Genomic DNA, 21,412 nt, shown 5'->3' with positions numbered 1-21,412 from the left:
TTAAGCAGGCTGCGGATTAAGCGGACATTATGCCTGCCGCCCACTGGCCACAAGCCAGGCAGGGTTAATCATCGGTTAATCAGGACCCGCCATTGTGCTCGCTACTTGCACCGGTTTAAGGCTTGGCCATGCGTCGATTGTTCATTTTGCTGTTCATGCTGTTCACCACCCTGGCGCAAGCCGGCAACAACCCGTTCGAGGTCAAGCCCGACTTCCTGCCGGTGGGCAAGGCCTTCGTGTTCACCTCCGAACGCCTGCCTTCCGGGGAAACCCAATTGTTCTGGCAGATCGCCGACGGCTACTACCTGTACCAGAAGCGCCTGAAGTTCGACGGCCTGCCGCCCGAGCAGCAACCGACCTTGCCGGCGGGTGAAGACCACAGCGACGAATTCTTCGGCGAACAGACGGTGTATCGCCAAGGCCTGGAAGTAAAATTGCCCGCCGCCGCCAGCGGCAAGATCAAGCTGGGCTGGCAGGGCTGTGCCGACGCCGGCCTGTGCTACCCGCCGCAAACCCTGGAAGTGGACCTGGGCGGTGCGCCCACAGTCGCTGCCGCCAACTCTGCGACAACCAGCGGCGGCTCGGCCCAGGACCAGTTGCTGGCCAATGAGCTGCAACAGAAATCCTGGGGCCTGGGCCTGCTGGCCTTCTTCGGCTTCGGCCTGCTGCTGGCCTTCGCCCCCTGTTCGCTGCCGATGTTGCCGATTCTCGCCGGCATGGTCGTCGGCAGCGGCGCCAGCCCGCGCCGCGGCTTGGCCCTGGCCTCAAGCTACGTGCTGTGCATGGCCCTGGTGTATGCCGGCATGGGGGTGATCGCCGCCCTGCTGGGCAGCAACCTGCAGGCCTGGCTGCAACAACCCTGGGTGCTGGGCAGTTTCGCCGCCCTGTTCGTCCTGCTGTCGCTGCCGATGTTCGGCTTCTTTGAATTGCAGTTGCCCGTGGCCCTGCGTGACCGCCTGGAAGGTGCCAGTCGCCAGCGCCAGGGCGGCAGCCTGATCGGCTGTGGCGCTCTCGGCGCGCTGTCTGCGCTGCTGGTGGGCCCGTGCATGACCGCGCCCCTGGCCGGTGGCCTGCTGTACATCGCCCAGACCGGCAATGCCCTGTTTGGCGGCCTGGCGCTGTTCGCCCTGGGCCTGGGCATCGGCCTGCCCCTGCTGTTGCTGGTGACCGTGGGCAACCGCTTCCTGCCCAAGCCGGGGCCGTGGATGAACCTGCTCAAGGGCGTGTTCGGCTTCCTGTTCCTGGGCACCGCCATCTACATGCTGCGCCCGGTACTGGGCGCCAGCCTGTGGATAGGTTTGTGGGGCGCCCTGGCCCTGGTACTCGCCTACTGCGCCTGGCAACAGCGGGCCATCGCCGGGCGGCTGGTGCACGCCTTCGGTGCCAGCTCGGTACTGTTCGGGGTCTGGGGCAGCATGCTGCTGGTGGGCGCCGCCGGTGGCAGCGACGAGCTGTGGCGGCCACTGAAGGTCTACAGCGGTGGCGGTGTGGCCAGCAGCGTCACTGCCCATGATGCCTTTACCACCGTGAAGTCCCCGGCCGAGCTGCAAAGCGCCCTGGACAATGCTCAGGCCCAGGGCCAGTGGGTGCTGTTGGACTACTACGCCGACTGGTGCGTGTCCTGCAAGATCATGGAGAAAACCGTGTTCGGCCAGCCCCAGGTCCTGGATGCCCTGAAGGACGTGCGCCTGCTGCGCCTGGACGTCACCCTGGACAACGCCGACGGCCGCGAACTCCTGAGCCGCTACAAAGTGCCGGGGCCACCGAGCATGCTGTGGATCGGCCCGGACGGCAGCGAGCGCCGCAGCCAGCGCATCACCGGCGAAGTGGATGCCAGCACCTTCCTGCAACGCTGGACCCAGACTCGGGAAGCCCGTTGATGCTGACCTTTACCATCGGCACCTTTGCCATTGCCCTCAACCACCTGCTGCTGATCAGTGCCCTGGCCCTGGCCACCCTGGTGGGCTGGCGGGTGGCCAAGCGCGGCGGTGACAACCCTGAGTCGGTGCTGTTTTCGCTGTTCCTGCTGGGCATGCTGGCGGCGCGGATCAGCTTCGTCATCGCCTACTGGAAGCACTACCGCCACGACCTGTGGATGATCATCGACCTGCGCGACGGCGGCTTCCTGGCGTGGCCCGGGGTCATCCTCATGCTCTTGGCGGCCCTGGCCTGGGGCTGGAAACGCCCGGCACTGCGTCGCCCCCTGGGCGCCGGAGTCGGCAGCGGCCTGGCCTTCTGGCTGCTGGCGACCCTGTCCCTGACCCTCTACGACCAGGGCACGCGCCTGCCCGAAGTGGCCCTGCACAATGCCACCGGCGACCACGTGCAACTCACCGACTACCAGGGCGGGCCCTTGGTGATCAATCTCTGGGCCACCTGGTGCCCGCCGTGCCGGCGAGAGATGCCGGTGCTGGAAAAAGCCCAGCAGCAACGCCCGGACCTGACCTTCCTGTTCGTCAACCAGGGCGAAAGCATGCAAAGCGTGGCCACCTTCCTCGCCACCCAGGAACTGAACCTGGACAACGTCCTGTTCGACGGCGGTGGCCGCCTGGGCCAGGCCGTGGGTTCCATGGCCTTGCCGACTACGCTGTTCTACAGCGCCGACGGCCGCCTGCTGGGCAGCCACCTGGGAGAGTTGTCCGAGGCCAGCCTGGCCCGGGCCCTGGAAAATTTCGACGGCATACACCCGACTCCGGTCGCCCCATCAAGGAAACCGCCATGCCCTTCATCCGCCACCTGCTGAGCCTGTCTTTGGGCGCAGCGTTGCTCAACGTGCCGCTGCTGCAGGCCGAAGAACTGCCTGCACCGATCCGCAAGATCGAGGAAAAAGGCGCCAAGATCATCGGCAGCTTCGATGCGCCGGACGGCCTCAAGGGCTACGCCGCGCAGTACCAGAACCGCGGCATGACCCTGTACCTCACCCCTGACGGCAAGCACGTGCTGCTGGGCAACCTGTACGACGCCGACGGCAAGGACCTGAGCGCCGAACCCTTGCAGAAACTGGTCTACGCGCCGATGGCCAAGGAGGTCTGGGGCAACCTGGACAAGAGCAACTGGATCGCCGACGGCAAGGCCGATGCACCGCGCATCGTCTACCTGTTCAGCGACCCCAACTGCCCCTACTGCAATATGTTCTGGGAACAGGCACGGCCCTGGGTCAAGGCCGGCAAAGTGCAGCTGCGGCATATCATGGTGGGCATCATCCGCGAAGACAGCCCGGGCAAATCCGCCGCCCTGCTGGCCGCCAAAGACCCGCAACAGGCCCTGCAGGATCATGAAAAGGCCGGCAAGGGCAGCGCCCTGAAACCCCTGGCCAGTATTCCTGCAGCGGTCCAGGCCAAACTCGACGCCAACATGAAACTGATGGAAGAGCTAGAGCTGTCGGCGACCCCGGCGATCTTCTACCTCGACGACAAGGGTGAGCTGCAACAGCAGCAGGGCGCCCCGGCCCCGGGCAAGCTGACCCAGATCCTCGGCCCGAAATAAATCCCCGCCCCTGTAGGAGCCGGCTTGCCGGCGAAGGCGTCCTTGCGACGGGCGCCTGGCTTGCGGGCCCCTTCGCTGGCAAGCCAGCTCCTACAACGCGTATCCCCAACCGTAGGAGCCGGCTTGCCGGCGAAAGCGTCCTTGCGACGGGCGCCTGGCTTGCGGGCCCCTTCGCTGGCAAGCCAGCTCCTACGACGGAAAAATCGCGCTTCAACCATTGCGCTGTAAAAACCCCAACAAGGCCCGGGTCACGAATTCCGGGTTCTCCAAGCTGGAAATATGCCCGGCCTCGGGAACCAGCTGGTAAGGGCAGCCGATGCGTTCGGCCATCTCGATGGTTTCCGCCGGCGGCCGCGGCTGGTCCTGGTCGCCGCACAGCAGCAAGGTGTTGCGCGCATCCAAATGCGCCAACTGATCCAGCACATCCGCCCGGCTGAAGGTAATGCGCCCCATGGGAATCACGCTCTGGCGCAGGCCCTCGGCGGGCAGCGCCGCGAGGCTGGCGCGAAAATCCTGGAACAGCGCCGACTGCCGATCGATACCCGGACGGAAGAAGATCGGCACCACGATATCCAGCAGCGCTTCGGCGATCAGGCCGCTGTCCTCGATCTGCTGGAACAGGGAAAAGTAATACTGCCGGGTCGGCTCAGGCTCGGCGCCCAGGTAAGTGTCCATCAGCACCAACCCGTCGATGCGCTGCGGCGCCGCCAGGGCCAGACGCGCGCCCCACATGCCGCCCACCGACAAGCCCACCAGGGTCACCCGTTCGATCTGCAAATGATCGAGCAAGGCCAACATCTGCCGTGCCACATCGTCCAGCGACGCGGTGCCTGCCGGCAACGGCCCGGACTGGCCATGGCCCCACAGGTCCACGGCAATCACCCGGTACTGTGCCGACAACGCCTCGATCTGCGGCGCCCACATGCTCGTGTCCCACAAATAACTGCCGGCCAGGAACACCACCGGCCCCTGGCCCTGGTCAAGGTAGTGCAACGGTTGTCCATCGAGGGTGGCGAAAGGCATCGGCTAGCTCCTATAGGGAATGACGAAAAAGGTCCGACAGACTGTGCCGTGAACCAGGCTCAGTCAATCGGACCGGGGCGACAAAAACGTATCAGGAGATGCCCGGATTCAGGCCCCGCGCTGGCCGTCGAGCAAGGCCTCCACCACCGCGCGGGCCATCTCCACCGAATGCACCATGGACCAGATCAGCCCGCGCTCCAGGCCGCTGCCCTGCTGGGTGATTTCATCGCAGACCTCTTCGGCGCATTTGAGCAACAACGCCACGTGCACCAAGGCCTCTTCGGCGCTAACGCCTTCGCGCACGCTGAACAGCGAGTCGGGGGAAACGGGTTTGGCTTGGGTCGTGAGCTGGAACAGCGCGGAGTCCAGCGGTTGCCGGGCAAGGGCCACGCGCAGGGTGGCGTTGGCGGCCTTGAGGGCGGGATCGCGATAGGACGTGGGGGGATCGGGGACGAGCTTTTTCATGGTCAAACTCCTGGTAATGACAAGGAGCTGACACCGTTCGCTTGCACACGAATAAGGTGGCAGCCGTACGCGGGTGTGCAAGACCGAGTTACCAGAACCCCGGCAGATCCGAAGATCTCCCGCGCACGGCCGCCATAACACGGCGAACATGAAATCGCTCAGGCATGACTGAGCGCTTATGCGTCTGGTAACGGTCGGACTTGCACATCCGAGCCATCGATTGGGCGATGGCTCCGGAACCCTAGCCCGCCCACCCGACGCATTCAAGCGGCCCGCAGTTTCTCGGAAATGCCTTACAAAAGAAAGCGACTAAACGCCATCCCAGCGACCTTCCAGCCGGCTTGCCGGCGAAGGCGTCCTTCAGGCTGGCGCATGGCTTGCGGGCCTCTTCGCTGGCAAGCCAGCTCCTACAACACGTATCCCCGCCCGTAGGAGCCGGCTTGCCGGCGAAGGCGTCCTTCAGGCTGGCGTATGGATTACGGGCCTGTTCGCTGGCAAGCCAGCTCCTACAGAGGGCGTGTCCGCCTTAGGGCTGGGCCTCAGCGGTACTCTTCCGGCGCCTCGCGTTCGAGGATTTCCTCCAGGTCGCTCAGGTCACCGCGCTCCTTGAGAATGCCGCTGACCTGCTCGATCCACGCCTGCTCCGAGGCAATCCCCGCCCACGACTGGCTGCCGAAGCCGTGATACGGCCGATCATCGAAGGTGCTGATCAGCAACTGGTTGAAGCGCCTGGTGTCCAGGTTGTTGCGCTGGACCTGCACTTGCAGCGCCCCCAGCACTTTCTGCTGCTCTTGCGGGTTGGGGCGATAGTGGTAGAGCCGCGGCGTGCTGAGCACCAGGAACTCCGGTGGCAGGTTTTCATCGATGGCCGCCTGCAGGCGGTAATGACCATCGAGAATCAGGTGGCAGTTCAGGCCGCTGACATACCACAGCAGGATCGGCGGCAAGCTGCCTTCGCGGGCTTTTTTGCGCCACCATTTCAAGCGCCCGGAATGGGGGGCCACGGCATGCAGGCCGACCACCGCCCCGCCGCCCTCGTACAACTCGACCCAGCGCGCCGAGCCGGGCTGCTGATTGTCGAGGATGTTGCGGCCGTAGATCGCCCACTGCGGCATATGGCTCTGGGCATCTTCACCGCCCTTGAAGTACCAGGCTTCGGTGCCGCTGAGCAGCGGCCGCAGGGGTTTCTGGGACTGCGGGCGCAGGGCCCGCACCAGCCAGTAGCCGGGGTAGAAGAAGTCCGGCTGGTGCTGCATCAGTTGCTCGACGAAGAAGCGGCTCCAGGCCTTGAGGCGCTGGGCCGGGTCGAGGCGCGCCTGTTGTTCAACCTGAGGCGAGTCGATGGGTCCCACCAGGGTTTGCGGCAGTTGCTCCTGCAGGTGATTGCGCACCAGCCACACGCCGTAGAGGCAGCGGGACATGGTGCCCCAGAGCAGGGTCTGGTCCCCCAGCACCAACTGCATGCGGCGGTTGTTGCCGCTGAGCAGGCACAGGTTGGGCTTGCTGTTGGCCGAGCATTTGACGTCCACGCCGAGGCCGTTCCAGTGGCCGGCCAAATCCTCGATGTCACGCCAGAAAATCTGTTCCACGATTGTCCATAATCCTTAATCAATGACCGGCCCTGCGGCGGACGGGCGCGAATATAGCAGAGTGTTTGGGGACCTGTTCGCCGGCAAGCCGGCTCCTACAAGCAGCCCCCCTGTAGGAGCTGGCTTGCCAGCGAACACGGCCAGCGCCCTACCCACGCCGGGCAATCACCGCCTCCATCTGGTCCTCCAGCCCTTGCCCGCTCAGGCACTGGCACACCTCGTCGCACCACTGCGATTGCGGCTCGTTGCCGGCCCAGGCCGGGGTAGCGCTGCGGTATTGCGGCCGGTCATCGAACGCCTGGATCAGCACCCGGTTGAGGTGCTCGGTGCTCAGGGCCGGGTTGCGCGGCACCGCGTCGCCGCGCTTGCGCAGTGAATCCATGACCCGCTGCTGATGCTCCAGGCTCGGCGTGAAGTCGCGCTCGCGGGTGGCGCTGAGGACGATGAATGATGGCGCGAGGTTTTCCGCAATGGCCGCCTGCAAGCGGTAATGCCCATCGATGACCACATAGGAGGCCAGCCCGCCGACGTACCACAGCAGAATCGGCGGCAGGCTGCCTTCCCGGGCCTTCTTGCGCCACCATTTCAAGCGCCCGGCTTGGGGATCGACCCGGTGCAGGCCAATGAGCTTGCCGCCGCCGTGCCACCAGTCGATCCACTCCAGGGTCTGGGGTTGCAGGTTGTCGAGAAAATCCTCGCCGTACAGGTGCCAGCTGGGCACGTGGGTCAAAGGATCGATCACCGAGGTGAAGCGCCAGTGGTCCAGGCCGTTCGCGGTGCTGGAGGGCTCCGGCAGCAGGCTCTGGGCCAGCCAGAAACCGGGGGTGAGGAAGTGCCGGGCGCTTTCGCTGAGGCGGCTGACGAAATAGCGGCTCCAGGCCTTGATCCGTAGCTCAGGCGCCAGGGCTGCGTACTGTTGGACTGTGGGTGAGTCGATGGGGGCCAGCATTCGGCATTCGGCGCCTTCCGCCAGCGGGTTGCGCACCAGCCAGACGCCGCCGTGATCCCAGGCGAAGGTGGCCCAGAACAGTGGCGTGTCGTGGTGCATCAGCTTGATCCGGGCATTGTTGCCGGTGCGCAGGTGCAGCGGCGGCCTGTCCGTGGCGCCCGCTTCGACTTCAACACCGAGGCCACTCCAGTTGCCCAGGGAGTCTTCGATGTCGTGCCAGTAAAGCTGTTCTGCCATGGTTCCGCTCCTTGAACTGTCTGAAACGACAAAGCCCGACAGGGCTGCTGTCGGGCAATGCGCGGCGGACTATTTCAAACTGAAGGTTATTTAGCCATTGGCCCCATTCATGGTTGCAGCAATGGCAGCAGCCCATGCGTCACGGCCAAATAGTACAAATCGAGACTCTATACCCTGCTTTGTAAAAACAGATAAAGAGTTGGGGAAAACGGGGATAAGACCTAAAAATCTAGTCCATGCCGGCTGCAATGACTGGATGTTTGAGATTTCAATCTCGTCAGGAGCGCTTTGAAAGTTAAATTTATGCGCGACAAATAGCACACGCTGGTTCGTCAAAAAAAGCCTTCCGCCCACCGTCTCAATATTTCTTTGAAGGTTTGCTGGCCCTTCTTTGATGATTTTTTCGCCGCCTCGCAACTCTGCTTTCATTCGGTGCATCCTTGTCATTTTTTCTTCATGCTCAGTCCAATCGATAAGGGCAAACCAAACCCTTAGCTTAATACTGCCTTTGTATTTCCCCCCCTGTATAGGCTTCCTGTAGAGACCGCTCGGTTATGCAGCGGCCGTAAAGCCTGAATGGGCGACCTTCCTGAAGGAGTGAGGCGCAGCCTTTGGGGTGGCTGCGCCCGCCGTAAAAGCTTACAAGCCCTCCAGCTCGGCCATCAGGTCACTCAGGCGGTCGACCTTCTCCTCGCTGATTTCATTGGCACCCAAACCGTCGATGTACGCGGCCAACTCCTGCACCGTGCTGCATTCGAACATGGCCCGCAGCGGTACGTTGCGTTGCAGGGTTTTCTGTACCCGCGAGGCGATCTGCGTGGCCAGCAAGGAATGCCCGCCCAACTCGAAGAAGTTGTCGCGCACGCCCACTCGTTCGACCTTGAGCACCTCGGCCCAGATATCGGCCAGGGTTTGCTCCAGTTCATTGCCCGGCGCTTGATAGTCCTGGCTCTGCAGCTGGCCGATCTCCAAGGCCGGCAGGGCCTTGCGATCGAGCTTGCCGTTGGCGTTGAGGGGCAGGCGTTCCAGCCACAGCCAGTGCAGCGGCACCATGTATTCCGGCAGCTCGGCGCGCAGCCGCGGCTTGATCCGCTCCAGGCACTCGCTCGGGCTCAGGCTTGAGTCACTGGCGACCAGATAGCCCACCAGATGCTTGCCGTTGACCCCTTCCTGCACACCCACGGCGGCATCGCGCAGTTCCGGCTGTTCGTGCAGGCGCGCTTCGATTTCCCCCAGTTCGATGCGATAGCCACGGATCTTCACTTGGTGGTCGATACGGCCAACGTATTCCAATACGCCGTCGCTGCGCCGGCGTGCCAGGTCGCCGGTGCGGTACAGGCGTTCGCCCGCAGCACCGAACGGATGGGGCACGAAGGCCAGCGCTGTACGCAACGGGTCGCTGACGTAACCGCGGCCGACACCGGTGCCGGCCACGCACAACTCGCCGACCGCGCCCAGGGGCACCAGCTCCAGGGCTTCGTCCATCAGGTACAGGCGGTTGTTGTCGGTGGGCGTACCGATGGGCAGGTAGGCGCCCCGGGTCGAGGCCAGGTCGACGCGGAAGAAGGCCACGTCATCGGAGCATTCCGCCGGACCGTAGGCGTTCACCAGGCCGACCTGTGGATAACGCAGCAGCCATTGGTGCGCCAACTCCGGTGGCATGGCCTCGCCGGTGGGCAGCATCCAGCGCAGGCCATCCAGGGCGATAGCGTCCTGGGCGAGCATGCCCTGGATCAGCGACGGCACGCTCTCCAGCACCGTGATGCCCTGCTCCTCGACGTGGGCCAGGAGGCCCTGGGGATCGTGAGCGATGGTGTTGGGCACGATGTCGACCCGGGCGCCGAACAGCGGTGCGGCAAGGAACTGCCAGACCGATATGTCGAAGCTCTGGGACGCCGTCTGGGCGATCACGTCGGCCTCGCTCAGTTGCAGGTACGGCACCTTGCTCAGCTGGTTGTTGAGCATGCCGCGCTGCTCCACCATCACGCCCTTGGGCAGGCCGGTGGAACCGGAGGTGTAGATCACGTAGGCCAGGTTGTCCGGCGCGCTGTAGCGGCCCGGGTTGCTCTCGGCATGCCCGGCGGCTTGCAGCTCCTCCCAGACCAGCAGCCGCGGACGCCCGGCACAGGCGAACTCGTCCAGCAGGGCCTGGGCCTGTTCGCGGCAGGCCGCGCTGCAGACCAGGATCGGCGTGCGACTGAGTTCGATGATGCGGCCCAGGCGCTGACTTGGCAGGCCCGGGTCCAGGGGCAGGTAGCCGGCCCCGGCCTTGAAGCTGCCGATGATCATGCCCAGCAGTTCCAGGCCGCGCTCGGCCAGCAAGGCCACCGGCTGATCAAAACCCACGCCGTTGGCGATCAGGGCGTGGCCCAGACGGTTGCTGCGCTGGTTCAACTCGGCATAGCTATAGCGCTGATCCAGGCAACTGGCGGCAACGCGTTGCGGATGGGCTGCCACCTGGGCCTCGAACAGCTCCACGTAGCTGCGCTCCAGCGGGTACTCATGCTCGCTCTGGTTGCAGCCGGCGAGCAGGAAGTCCTGCTCCTCTTCACCCAGCAGCGGCAGTTCGGCCATGTCGCCGTGGAAACCCTGCATCAGGGCCAGCAGCAGGCGCTTGAACTCGCCGAGCATGCGCTCAATGGTCGCCTGCTCGAAGTAGCGCTGGTCGTAGGACAGGTGCAGGCCCAGGTCATCCCCCGGGTAGCACACGGCAGTGATCGGGAAGTTGGTATGGGTACGGCCGGAATCCGAACTGGCGTTCAGGCTCTGGGCACGGTCCAGCACCGAGACTTCCACCGGGGCGTTCTCGAACACGAACAGGCTGTCGAACAGCGGCTGGCCCTTGGGCAGTTCGCTGGTTTCCTGGATCGCCACCAGCGGCAGGTACTCGTATTCGCGCAGCTGCATGTTGCTGTCGAGCAAGCCGCTGAGCCACTGGCGCACGCTGCAGCGCTGCCCCTCCTCGGGCAGCTTGACCCGCAGGGCGATGCTGTTGATGAACAGGCCGACGGTGCGTTGCATCTGCGGCATGTCCACCGGGCGCCCGGCCACGGTGACGCCGAACAGCACGTCGCGATCGCCGCTCATGCGCCGCAGCACCAGGGCCCAGGCCGCCTGGGCGAAGGTGTTGATGGTCAGCTGATGCTGTTGCGCCAGCTCGCGCAGTTGCGCACCGTCCCGGGCATCGAGGCGGGTGTAGCAGTCGCCGACTGTCATGCCGCCGCTGTCGCCGGCGTGTTCGCGCAGGAACGGCCGGTCGCTGGGGATCGGCGTGGTGCGTTCAAAACCTTCAAGGTTCTGCCGCCACCACTGCCGCGCCTGCGACAGGCTCTGGTGCTGCAGCCAGCCGATGTAGTCGCGGTAACGCGGTGGCACCGCCAGCTGCGCCTCGCGACCTTCGCCCAGGGCGGTGTAGATCTCGAAGAAGTCGTTCATCAGCAACGAGCGGCACCAGGCATCGATGAGGATGTGGTGGTTGCTCATCATGAACCAGTAGCGCGCAGCGCCGACGCGGATCAGCCGCAGGTGGAACGGCGCCTGATTGAGCAGATCGAAGCCGGCCTCACGCTCCTGTTTATGCAGGGCCTGCAGCTTGGCCTCTTGCTCGGCCTCGGGCACCGCGCTCCAGTCGAGGAACTCGATCGGGGTGCGGCCCGGCTTGTGGATAACTTGCAGCATGTCTTCGCCGACGTTCCAGCAGAAGGACGCGCGCAGAGCCTCATGGCGGGCCACCACCGCCTGCCAGGCCTGGGCGAAACGCTCCGGGTCCAGTTCGCTGTTGATGCGGTAGCGGTCCTGCATGTAATACAGGCCGGTGCCCGGCTCCAGCAGGGTGTGCAGCAGCATGCCTTCCTGCATCGGGGTCAGCGGGTAGACGTCTTCGATCTGCGCCGCCGGCACCGGCAGGCCATCGAGCTGGGCCTGGGTCAAGCGCGCCAGGGGGAAGTCCGACGGCGTCAGGCCACCGGCATCGTCCTTCAGGCAATGGGCGATCAGGCTCTGCAGCTCGCCCAGGTAGGCGCTCGCCAGCTCGCCGATCAACTCGGCATCGAAACGTTCGCCACTGTAGGTCCAGCGCAGCACCAGTTCGCCGCCATAGACCTGGCTGTCGATGCTCAGCTCGTTGGGCAACGGGGCTTCAGGTGCGTGGGCCGGGCCCACGGATTCATCCAGCGGGCGCAGCAAGGCATCGGCGCCAAAGCTCTGGTCGAACTGCCCCAGGTAGTTGAAGGTCACCGGCGCCAGCGGCAGCGCCGCCAGGGCCTCGCGGCAGCTTGCATCTGCCAGGTAGCGCAGCACGCCATAACCCAGGCCCTTGTGCGGCACGGCCCGCAGTTGTTCCTTGATGGCCTTGATCGACGCGCCCTGCCCGGCCGCTTCCTCCACCTGCAACGGCGTCAGGCGCAGCGGATAGGCGCTGGTGAACCAGCCCACGGTGCGGGTCAGGTCGATCTCGTCGAACAGCGCCTCGCGGCCGTGGCCTTCCAGTTGCACCAGGGCCGAAGGCTGCCCGCTCCAGCGGCACAGCACCCGAGCCAGGGCGGTCAGCAGCAGGTCATTGACCTGGGTGCGGTAGGCCGCCGGAGCCTGTTGCAGCAACTGGCGGGTGCGTTCGGCATCCAGGGTCACGCTGTGGCTGCGGGCCTGTTGATGCTGCTGGCTGCCAGCGGCATTCAAGCCCGGCAGTTGCGCGGCCGGGCCAGCCAGTTGTTGCTGCCACCAGCTCAGTTCTTCACGCAGGGATTCGCTGCCGGCATAGGCTTGCAGGCGGCTCGACCAGTCCCGCAGGGCGCTGGTCTTGGCCGGCAAGTTCAGGGCCTGTCCGGCTTGCAACTGACGATAGGCGTTTTGCAAATCTTCCAGCAGCACGCGCCAGGACACACCGTCCACCACCAGGTGGTGGATGGCCAGCAGCACCCGTTGCTCGCCTTCAGGGCCGTCCACCAGCACCGCCCGCAGCAGCGGCCCGTGTTCCAGGTCGAGGCTGCGCTGGGCATCGGCGAACAGCGCCTCGCAGGTGTCCATGGACGGCACCCGCACCTGCCACAACAAGGGAGCATCGGACAGCGGCAGGTACTCGGCACGCCACTGTCCGCCCGACCGATTGAAGCGCAGGCGCAGGGCGTCGTGTTGCTCCAGCACCGCCAGCAGGGCTTGCTCCAGCAACGACGCATCCAGGGTGCCCAGCGGTTCCAGCAACAAGGCCTGGTTCCAGTGCTGCGGCTGGGGAATACGGCTGTCGAAGAACCAGTGCTGGATCGGCGTCAGCGGCGCTTCGCCACTGAGCTGGCCCTGCTCGGCGCTGACGCGCTGAGTGTGGCTGGCAACCCGCGCCAGGGTCTGCACGGTCTGGTGCTGGAACAGGTCCCGCGGGGTGAAATGAATCCCCAGCTGGCGGGCGCGGCTGACCACCTGGATCGACAGGATCGAGTCGCCCCCCAGTTCGAAGAAGTTGTCGTTGAGGCCCACTTGCTGCACGTTCAGCACTTCGCCCCAGACCCCGGCCAGGGTCTGTTCCAGCTCGTTGCTCGGCGCCACATACTGCTGGCGATTGAGCTCCGGATCGGGCATCGGCAGGGCTCGGCGATCGAGCTTGCCGTTGGCGGTCAGCGGCATGCTGCCGAGCAGGATCAGGTGGGTCGGCACCATGTAGTCCGGCAGCTGGGTTTTCAGCTGCTGCTTGAGGGCTTCGCGCAGGTTGGCCTGCTGCACCTCGTTGTGCTCGGCCACTTCGCTGACCAAATAGCCGGCCAGCTGTTTGCCGGCCGGGGTGTCGAGAGCCAGCACCACCGCTTCACGCACAGCCGGATGATCCAGCAGACGGGTTTCGATTTCCCCCAGCTCGATGCGGAAGCCGCGAATTTTCACTTGATGATCGACTCGGCCGATGTACTCCAGCTGGCCGTCGGCGCACTGGCGCACCAGATCCCCGGTGCGGTACAGGCGCCCGCCATCGGTGGCGAATGGGTCGGCGACAAAGCGCTCGGCACTCATCCCCGGACGACGGTGATAACCCTGGGCCAGACCGGCACCGCCGACATACAGCTCACCCGTCGCGCCCTGAGGCACCAGCGCCAGATCGGCATCGAGAATGTAAGCCACCCGCGCCCCGACAATGCGGCCGATCGGCACGCTGGCCACGCCGTCCGCCAAGTGCTCAGGCGCCAGGCTGGCCAAGGGCATGACCACGGTTTCGGTGGGGCCGTAGGCGTTGAAGAACAGGCTCGGCTGGAACGCCGCGCGGATGCGCTGCAGGTGTTCGCCGGTCAGGGCCTCGCCGCCAGTGATGCACATGCGCACCGGCAGGGTCTGCTGCTGGGTCGCCAGATGCTGGGCCAACTGGCTGCCGTAGCTCGGGGTGAAGCCGAGGATGCTGATGCGATGCTGACGAATCAGCTGGCAGATTTCCTCGGCGTCCCACTGGCCCTGGGCCCGCAGCACCACCTGGGCACCGCTGAGCAGCGGCACCAGCAAGCGCTCGGTGGCGGCGTCGAAGTTGATGGAATAGAAGTGCAGCTCGCAATCGTCCGCGCGCATGCCGAAACGACGGATCACCGCCTGGCAGTGCATGGCAATTTCCCCGTGGGACACCACCACGCCCTTGGGCTGGCCGGTGGAGCCGGAGGTGTAGATCAGGTACGCCTGATGCTGGGGCAGGCTGATGAAGGGCAATTCGCCGGCCGGGTAGTCGGCCAGCAGCGCGCCGTCTTCCTCCAGGCACCAACGACCGACACCCGTCGGCAACTCACCCAGGGCGGCGAACATCCGCGCATCACTGAGGAGCAGGCCGATGCCGCTGTCCTCGATCATGTAGTGCAGGCGATCCAGGGGGTATTCCGGGTCCAGGGGCACGTAGGCGCCACCGGCCTTGAGGATCGCCAGCAAGCCCACGACCATTTCCAGGGAACGCTCCAGCGCCAGGCCGACCCGCACTTGCGGGCCCACGCCACGCTCACGAAGCATCCAGGCCAGGCGGTTGGCGCGGCTGTCCAGTTCGCTGTAGCTCAGGGTCTGTCCGGCGAAGGTCAGGGCCGGGGCGTCCTTGCGGGCCAGGGCCTGTTCGCTGAACAGGTGGTGGATGCACTGGTCCAGACGTTGCTCGCCGGGCTCGACACTCAAACTGTCCAGCAGCTGTTGCTGCTCCTCGGCGTGCAGCAGCGGCAACTCGCACAGACGCTGTTGCGGATTGCTGAGCAAGGCCTCCAGCAGATTGCGCCAATGGGCCGCCATGCGCGCAATGCGCGGCTCGTCGAACAGGTCGGTGCTGTAGGTCAGGCAGCAGCCCAGACGCTGATCCAGGTCGGTGACTTCCAGGTTGAGGTCGAACTTGGTGGCCCGGGCATCGTTGACCAGGTATTGCACGGTCATGCCCGCCAACTGCCGGCTTTGCTGGAACTCCCAGCGCTGGACGTTACACATCACCTGGAACAGCGGGTTGTAGGCGGTACTGCGCGGTGGTTGCAAGGCTTCCACCAGATGGTCGAACGGCAGGTCCTGGTGCGACTGGCCCTCGATCACGGTGTGGCGTACCTGCTCCAGCAACTGGCCGACGCTCATCTGCCCGTCGAGCTGGCAACGCAGCACCTGGGTGTTGAGGAAGGCGCCGATCAGCCCTTCGCTTTCTGGACGGATGCGGTTGGCCACCGGCGCGCCGATGCGCAGGTCGCTCTGGCCGCTGTAGCGGTACAGCAGCAGCGACAACGCGGCGGTCATGGTCATGAACAGGGTCAGGCCGTGCTCGGCATTGAAGGCGCGCACCCGGGCCGCCAGTTCGTCGCTCAAATCGAAGCGGTACAGCTCGCCCTGGTGGCTTTGCACCGCTGGGCGTGGCCGGTCGCTGGGCAGTTCCAGCAGCGGGTGTTCGCGGCCCAGTTGCCCGGTCCAGTAGTCCAACTGACGCTGGCGCTCGCCGGATTCCAGCCACTGGCGCTGCCAGACGCTGTAATCCAGGTACTGCACCGGCAAGGGTTCCAGGGGCGATTCGCGGTCGTCGAGGAAGGCTTCGTACAGCGCGCCCAGCTCGCGAGCGAAGATGTCCATGGCCCAGCCTTCGGTGACGATGTGGTGCAGGGTCAGGACGAAGTAGTGCTCCTGCTCGCCGGCCTTGACCAGACAGGCGCGCAGCAAAGGGCCGGTCTCCAGGTCGAAGGGCTGGTGGGCTTCGCTGTCCGCCAGTTGTTGCAGGCGTTGTTGCCGGGCATCCGGAGCCAGGGCCGAGAAATCCTTCCAGGCCATGCGCAGGCCGGTATCGGCATGCACCTGCTGATGGGCCACGCCATTGACGCTGGGGAAGGTGGTGCGCAGGGTTTCATGGCGCAGGATCAGTGCCTGCAACGCCGCCTCGAAACGGCCCACGTCGAGCACGCCAGACAGCCGCGCCATACCGCCAACGTTGTAGGCCGGGCTATCGGGTTCCATCTGCCAGAGGAACCACATGCGCTGCTGGGAATAGGACAGCGGCACCGGCAGGCTGCGGTCGACCCGGGCAATCGGCGGCTGCTGATTGCGCGCACCGGATTGCTGGATCAGCAGCACCTGTTCGGCAAAGGCCCCCAGTTCGCTGGCTTCAAACAGTGCCCGTAACGGCAGTTCGACATCGCAGGCCTGGCGGGTACGGGAAATGATCTGGGTGGCCAGCAGCGAATGCCCGCCCAGGGCGAAAAAGTCGTCCTTGAGGCCGATCCGTGGCTGCCCCAGCACTTCGCGCCAGATCTGGGCGATCTGCCGCTCCAGATCGGTGCCCGGCTCGACGTGCTCGCGCACCTGCCATTGCGGCTCCGGCAAGGCCCGGCGATCCAGCTTGCCGCTGGGGCTCAGGGGCATGGCGTCCAGGCGCAGCAGTTGCGCCGGCACCATGTACTCCGGCAGTTCAGCGGCCAGGGCATTTTTCAGCCGGGCGCTGTGTTCGGTTTGATCTTCGTCGGTGGCATTAGCGGTGTAGTAGCCGATCAACTGCGCACCGGCGACGGTGTCCCGCACCAGCACTGCGGCCTGGGCCACGCCGTCCTGGGCCAGCAGCCGCGCTTCGATTTCCTGCGGCTCGACCCGAAAGCCCCGCAGCTTGACCTGCTGGTCGAGGCGACCGAGGTATTCCAGCACGCCGTCGGCGCACCAGCGTACGCGGTCACCGGTGCGGTACAGGCGCGCACCCTCCTCACTCAGGGGGTCGACCACAAAGCGTTCGGCGGTCAGCGCCGGGCGCCCCAGGTAACCCCGGGCCAGGCCCTGGCCGCTGATGCACAGCTCGCCGGGCACCCCGACGGGCATCAGGTTGAGCTCGGCATCCAGCACCCGGCACAGCACATTGCCCAGCGGGCGGCCGATGGGCGAGCGCTCGCCGTCATCCACCGAACACTGCCAGTGGGTGACGTTGATCGCGGTTTCGGTGGGGCCGTAGCGGTTGTGCAGTTGCGCGTTCGGCAACAGTTGCAGCAGGCGGTTGCGCAGTTCGGCGGGCAAAGCTTCGCCACCGGAGAACACCCGGCGCAGGCTGTGGCATTGGGCGCTCAACGGCTCCTCGACAAACAGCTGCAACAGCGGCGGCACGAAGTGCAGCGTGGTGACGCCGTACTCCTGCACCAGCTGAGCGATGCGATGGGGATCGCGGTGCTCGCCGGGGGCGGCGAGCAGCAGGCGGCAGCCGCTGATCAGCGGCCAGAAGCACTCCCACACCGACACGTCGAAGCTGATGGGAGCCTTCTGCATCAGCACATCGTCGGCGTGCAGCTGGTAGTTGTCCTGCATCCATTGCAGGCGCTCCATCAGCGCGCGGTGGGTGTTGCCGACGCCCTTGGGCTGACCGGTGGAGCCGGAGGTGTAGATCACGTAGGCCAGGTGGTCGCCGTGCAGGTGCAGGCCCGGGGCCTGGCTCGGCCAGCTGTCGAGCTTGAGGCTGTCCATGGCGAGGGTGCTGACGCCTTGGGCCTCGGGCATCTGGCCCAGCAAATGGGTCTGGGTCAGCAGCAGCTCCACGCCACTGTCTTCGAGCATGTAGGCCAGGCGCTCGGCGGGGTAGTCCGGGTCCAGGGGTACGTAGGCGCCACCGGCCTTGATGATCGCCAGCAGGCCGATCAGCAGTTGCGGCGAACGTTCGGCGGCGATGGCCACGCACACGTCCGGGCCGACGCCCTTGTCCCGCAGGTAGTGGGCCAGGCGGTTGGCCTGGGCGTGGAGTTCGGCAAAGCTCAGTTGGCCGCCGTCCCAGACCAGCGCGGTGCGCTCCGGGGTCTGCTGCAGTTGTTCCTGCAGGCGCTCCGGCAACCAACGCTCGGCGGGCGCACAGGGGGCCACGCTCCATTGCTGCAGCTGCGCTGCTTCGGCCTTGCCGAGCAACGGCAAGTCGCCCAGGGCGCTGTCCGGTTGCTGGCAGGCATGCTCCAGCAGGCTGATGAAGTGCCCAGCCAGACGCTGGATGCTGGTCGCCTCGAACAGCTCGTCGGCGTAGTCGAACGCCAGGCTCAAGCGGCCGTTGCGGTCTTCCTCGGTATGCAGTTGCAGGTCGAACTTGGCCTCGCGGCTGTGCCACGGCAGCTCTTCGGCCAGCAGCCCGGGCAGACGGCGCAAGGCGCTGAGGTCGCGCTGCTGGTGGTTGAACATGACCTGGAACAGGCCTTGCTCGCGGGCTTCGGGGAGGGCTTCGAGCAACTGTTCGAAGGGCAGGTCCTGATGAGCCTGGGCTTCAAGGGCGGTGCGGCGGGTCTGTTGCAGCAGCTCGGCGAAGGTCTGGCGCGAATCCAGCTGGCCGCGCAATACCTGGGTGTTGATGAAAAAGCCCAGCAGGCCCTGGGTTTCCAGGCGCGGACGGTTGGCGTTGGGCACACCGATGCGGATATCGGTCTGTCCGCTGTAGCGGTGCAGCAGGGTCTGAAAGGTGGCCAGCAACAGCATGAACGGCGTCACTTGCTGGGCCTGGGCAGTCTGGCGGATCGCCTCGCTGAGGGTCGCGCTCAAGCGCTGGCTGTGGCGCGCCGCGCTGTGGCGGACCTGGGCCGAGCGCGGGTGGTCGGTGGCCAGGCTGAGTACCGGAGCCTCGCCGGCCAGCTGGCGCTTCCAGTAGTCCAGCTGGCGCTGGCCTTCGCCCTGGGCCAGCCATTGACGCTGCCAACTGCCGTAATCGGCGTACTGCAAGGTCAGGGGGGCCAGGTCCAGGTTTTGCCCCTGGGCCGCCGCGGCGTAGAGCCGGGAGAACTCGTCGATCAGCACATTCAGCGACCAGCCGTCGGCGATGATGTGGTGCAAGGTCAGCAGCAGTTGGTGCTCTTCGTCATCCAGGCGCACCAGGGTCGCCCAGTACAGCGGGCCTTGCTCCAGGTCGAACTGGGTGCGGGCTTCATCCTCGCGGATCTGCAGGGCGCGGGCTTCACGCTCGGCCACAGGCAAATCGCTGATATCGATCACTTGCAGATTGAATTCGCCAGCGGCGTCCACCTGCTGCAGGGCCTGGCCGTCACGCTCGAAGAAGCGCGTGCGCAGGGCTTCGTGGCGCTGGAGCAACTGCTGGAAGCTGGTACGCAGGGCGTCTTCGTCCAGTTCGCCACGCAGACGCAGGCCGCCGGGAATGTTGTAGGCGCTGCTGTGCGGGTCCAGTTGCCAGGTGATCCACAGACGGTTCTGTGCCAGGGATTGGGGCAGCGGCTGCTGGCGCGACAGGGCGTTGATGCTGCCCTGGGCCACGCCGCCGTCCTGTTGCAGGCGCGCCACGGCGGCGCTGAAGGCGCCCAGGGTCGGGGCCTCGAACAACAGGCGCAGGCTCAACTCCAGGCCCAGTTCCTGACCCAGGCGGGCCATGACCTGGGTGGCCGCGATGGAGTTGCCTCCCAGGAGGAAGAAGTGATCGTCGGCGGCCACTGCCGTGCATTGCAGTTGTTCCTGCCAGATCCGCCCGATCAGGCTTTGCAGCGCGTCGCCGGAACCTTCGCCGACCCGCGCGGGTTCGCTGCCGGCTTGCGGGAACAGCGCGTAGTAATCCAGGCTGCCATCGGCCAGACGGGTGCGGCAGGCGGAGCGCTGCAACTTGCCGCTGGAGGTTTTCGGCAGGGCCCCGGGGTTGAGCAACACCACCACGCTGGGCGCTTCCTGGCAGGCTTCGGCCACGGCCTGGCGGATGGCCTTGATCAGCGCTTCGGGGGGCAGGATCTTCTGCACGCTGCGGCTGATTTCCGCAGCGATGCCGATACCTTCCTGCCCCTGGTCGCTGACCGCGAACGCTGCCACCCGGCCCTTGCGCACCACTTCCACTTCGCGCTCGATGGTCTTTTCGATGTCCTGGGGATACAGGTTGTGCCCGCGCACGATCAGCAGGTCCTTCAGGCGCCCGGTGATGAACAGCTCACCGTCGCGCATGAAACCCAGGTCACCGGTGCGCAGCCAGGTACGGCCGGCATGCTGAACGAAGGTCTTGGCGCTGGCTTCGGGATTGCGCCAGTAGCCGTGGGCAATGCTCGGCCCGGCGGCCCAGACTTCGCCGATGCGGTTGTCAGGTAATTCGCTGAGTTGCTGAGGATCCATTACCAGCACGGCGTGTTCCGGCTGGCTGAAGCCGCAGCTCATCATCGCGCTGCCCTGCCCCGGCTCGGCACGGTTCTGCGCCAGGGCCTGGTCGTCCAGGTGCAGGGCCGGGATGCCCCGGCCGCGCACGCCACCGGCGACGAACAGAGTGGCTTCGGCCAGGCCGTAGGAAGCCAGGAAGTTGTCGCGACAAAAACCGCTGGCGCTGAATTTTTCGGCAAAGCGCTCCAGGGTGTCGAGGCGGATCGGCTCCGAACCGGAATAAGCCACGCGCCAGCCGCTGAGGTCGAGACGCTCCAGGGCCGATTCACTGACTCGCTCGCTGCACAGGCGGTAGGCGAAATCCGGGCCGCCGCTGATGGTGCCGCCGTATTCGCTGATCGCTTCCAGCCAGCGTACGGGCCGCGCCAGGAAGTAGGCCGGTGACATCAGCACACAGGGCACGCCGCTGAAAATCGGTTGCAGCAGGCCGCCGATCAAGCCCATGTCGTGGTACAGCGGCAGCCAGCTAACGATCACGTCGTCCGGGTTGAGGTCGATACCGAAACCGCGACGGATCAACAGCTCGTTGGCCACCAGATTGCCGTGGCTGACCTGCACGCCCTTGGGCAGCGCAGTGGAACCGGAGGTGTATTGCAGGAAGGCGATGTCGTCGTCCTTAAGCTCAACCGCCTGCCAGTCTTCGGCCAGCCCGGCGTCCAGGGTGTCCACGCACAGCAGGTGTGGTGCGCCCGCGGCCTGCAGCTCGTCCATTTGCGCCAGCGACTCCCGCAGCCCGGCGCTGGTCAGCAGCAGACGCGGCTCGGCGTCGGCAAGGATCGAGATCAAGCGTTCCTGGTGATGACGACGGGTCGACTCCGGCGGATAGGCCGGCACCGCGATGACCCCGGCATACAGGCAGCCGAAAAACGCCGCGACGTAATCCGCACCACTGGGGAACAACAGGACCGCCCGATCCCCCTGCTCGGCATCGGCTTGCAGGGCGGCCGCAATGGTCCGCGCACGAAGGTCCAGATCCCGATAACTGAGGACCACGCTCTGCGCCTGCTCTTCGGCGAGGAAACGCAACGCCACTTGATCAGGTGCCAGGACTGCCCGGCGTTGAAGGGCTTGGGCCAGGGTACTGGGGAGTTCGAACGCGTCCGTCATGGGGTTT

General features: G+C 65.6%; 9 protein-coding genes. 3 read left to right on the top strand and 6 right to left on the bottom strand.

All coding sequences use genetic code 11. The features are described from left to right. Positions 1-128 precede the first annotated feature (128 nt). Genes dsbD through dsbG form a run of 3 tightly spaced genes read left to right on the top strand, consistent with a single transcriptional unit; the run spans position 129 to position 3,486 of the window. Positions 129-1,880, top strand: coding sequence for a protein-disulfide reductase DsbD (gene dsbD / locus FW796_RS09810; RefSeq protein WP_446439290.1), 1,752 nt, complete (start codon positions 129-131; stop codon positions 1,878-1,880). Continuing rightward, on the top strand, positions 1,880-2,743 hold the full coding sequence (locus tag FW796_RS09805) for a TlpA disulfide reductase family protein (RefSeq protein ID WP_123727123.1): 864 nt from the start codon (positions 1,880-1,882) through the stop codon (positions 2,741-2,743). The genes dsbD and FW796_RS09805 overlap by 1 nt, the downstream gene beginning before the upstream one ends. Further along, entirely contained in the window at positions 2,719-3,486 is a 768-nt protein-coding gene (gene dsbG / locus FW796_RS09800) for a thiol:disulfide interchange protein DsbG (protein ID WP_210694041.1), read from the top strand. Before FW796_RS09805 ends, dsbG begins: the two co-directional genes overlap by 25 nt. Before the next feature lie 210 nt (positions 3,487-3,696). Here the strand turns inward: dsbG and FW796_RS09795 are convergent, their stop codons facing one another. From FW796_RS09795 to FW796_RS09770, 6 genes are all read right to left on the bottom strand, one after another. Further along, positions 3,697-4,509, bottom strand: a complete 813-nt coding sequence (locus FW796_RS09795; protein ID WP_041119330.1) for an alpha/beta fold hydrolase — start codon at positions 4,507-4,509, stop codon at positions 3,697-3,699. Positions 4,510-4,617: 108 nt separating this feature from the next. Beyond that, the gene (locus FW796_RS09790; protein WP_337154004.1) at positions 4,618-4,974 is read right to left on the bottom strand and encodes a DUF6124 family protein; all 357 of its coding nucleotides are present in this window, start codon (positions 4,972-4,974) and stop codon (positions 4,618-4,620) included. A 539-nt stretch (positions 4,975-5,513) separates the two neighbouring features. Continuing rightward, a complete protein-coding gene (locus FW796_RS09785) occupies positions 5,514-6,563 on the bottom strand; it encodes a hypothetical protein (RefSeq protein WP_446439289.1) in 1,050 nt (349 codons plus the stop codon). Between the two features lie 148 nt (positions 6,564-6,711). Further along, positions 6,712-7,749 (bottom strand): ParB/Srx family N-terminal domain-containing protein, encoded by a 1,038-nt coding sequence (locus FW796_RS09780; protein WP_446439288.1) that lies wholly within the window; start codon positions 7,747-7,749, stop codon positions 6,712-6,714. Positions 7,750-7,839: 90 nt separating this feature from the next. Beyond that, positions 7,840-8,178 carry a hypothetical protein gene (locus FW796_RS09775; RefSeq protein WP_446439287.1) on the bottom strand — a complete coding sequence of 113 codons (339 nt, stop codon included), beginning with the start codon at positions 8,176-8,178 and terminating at the stop codon, positions 7,840-7,842. Between the two features lie 210 nt (positions 8,179-8,388). Continuing rightward, positions 8,389-21,405 (bottom strand): non-ribosomal peptide synthetase, encoded by a 13,017-nt coding sequence (locus FW796_RS09770; protein ID WP_446439286.1) that lies wholly within the window; start codon positions 21,403-21,405, stop codon positions 8,389-8,391. Between the last annotated feature and the right edge of the window lie 7 nt (positions 21,406-21,412).

It is taken from the genome of Pseudomonas sp. 910_21, from assembly GCF_052850735.1.
The sequence above is the reverse complement of the archived record's forward strand: the minus strand, read 5'-3'. Positions and strand labels throughout refer to the sequence as shown.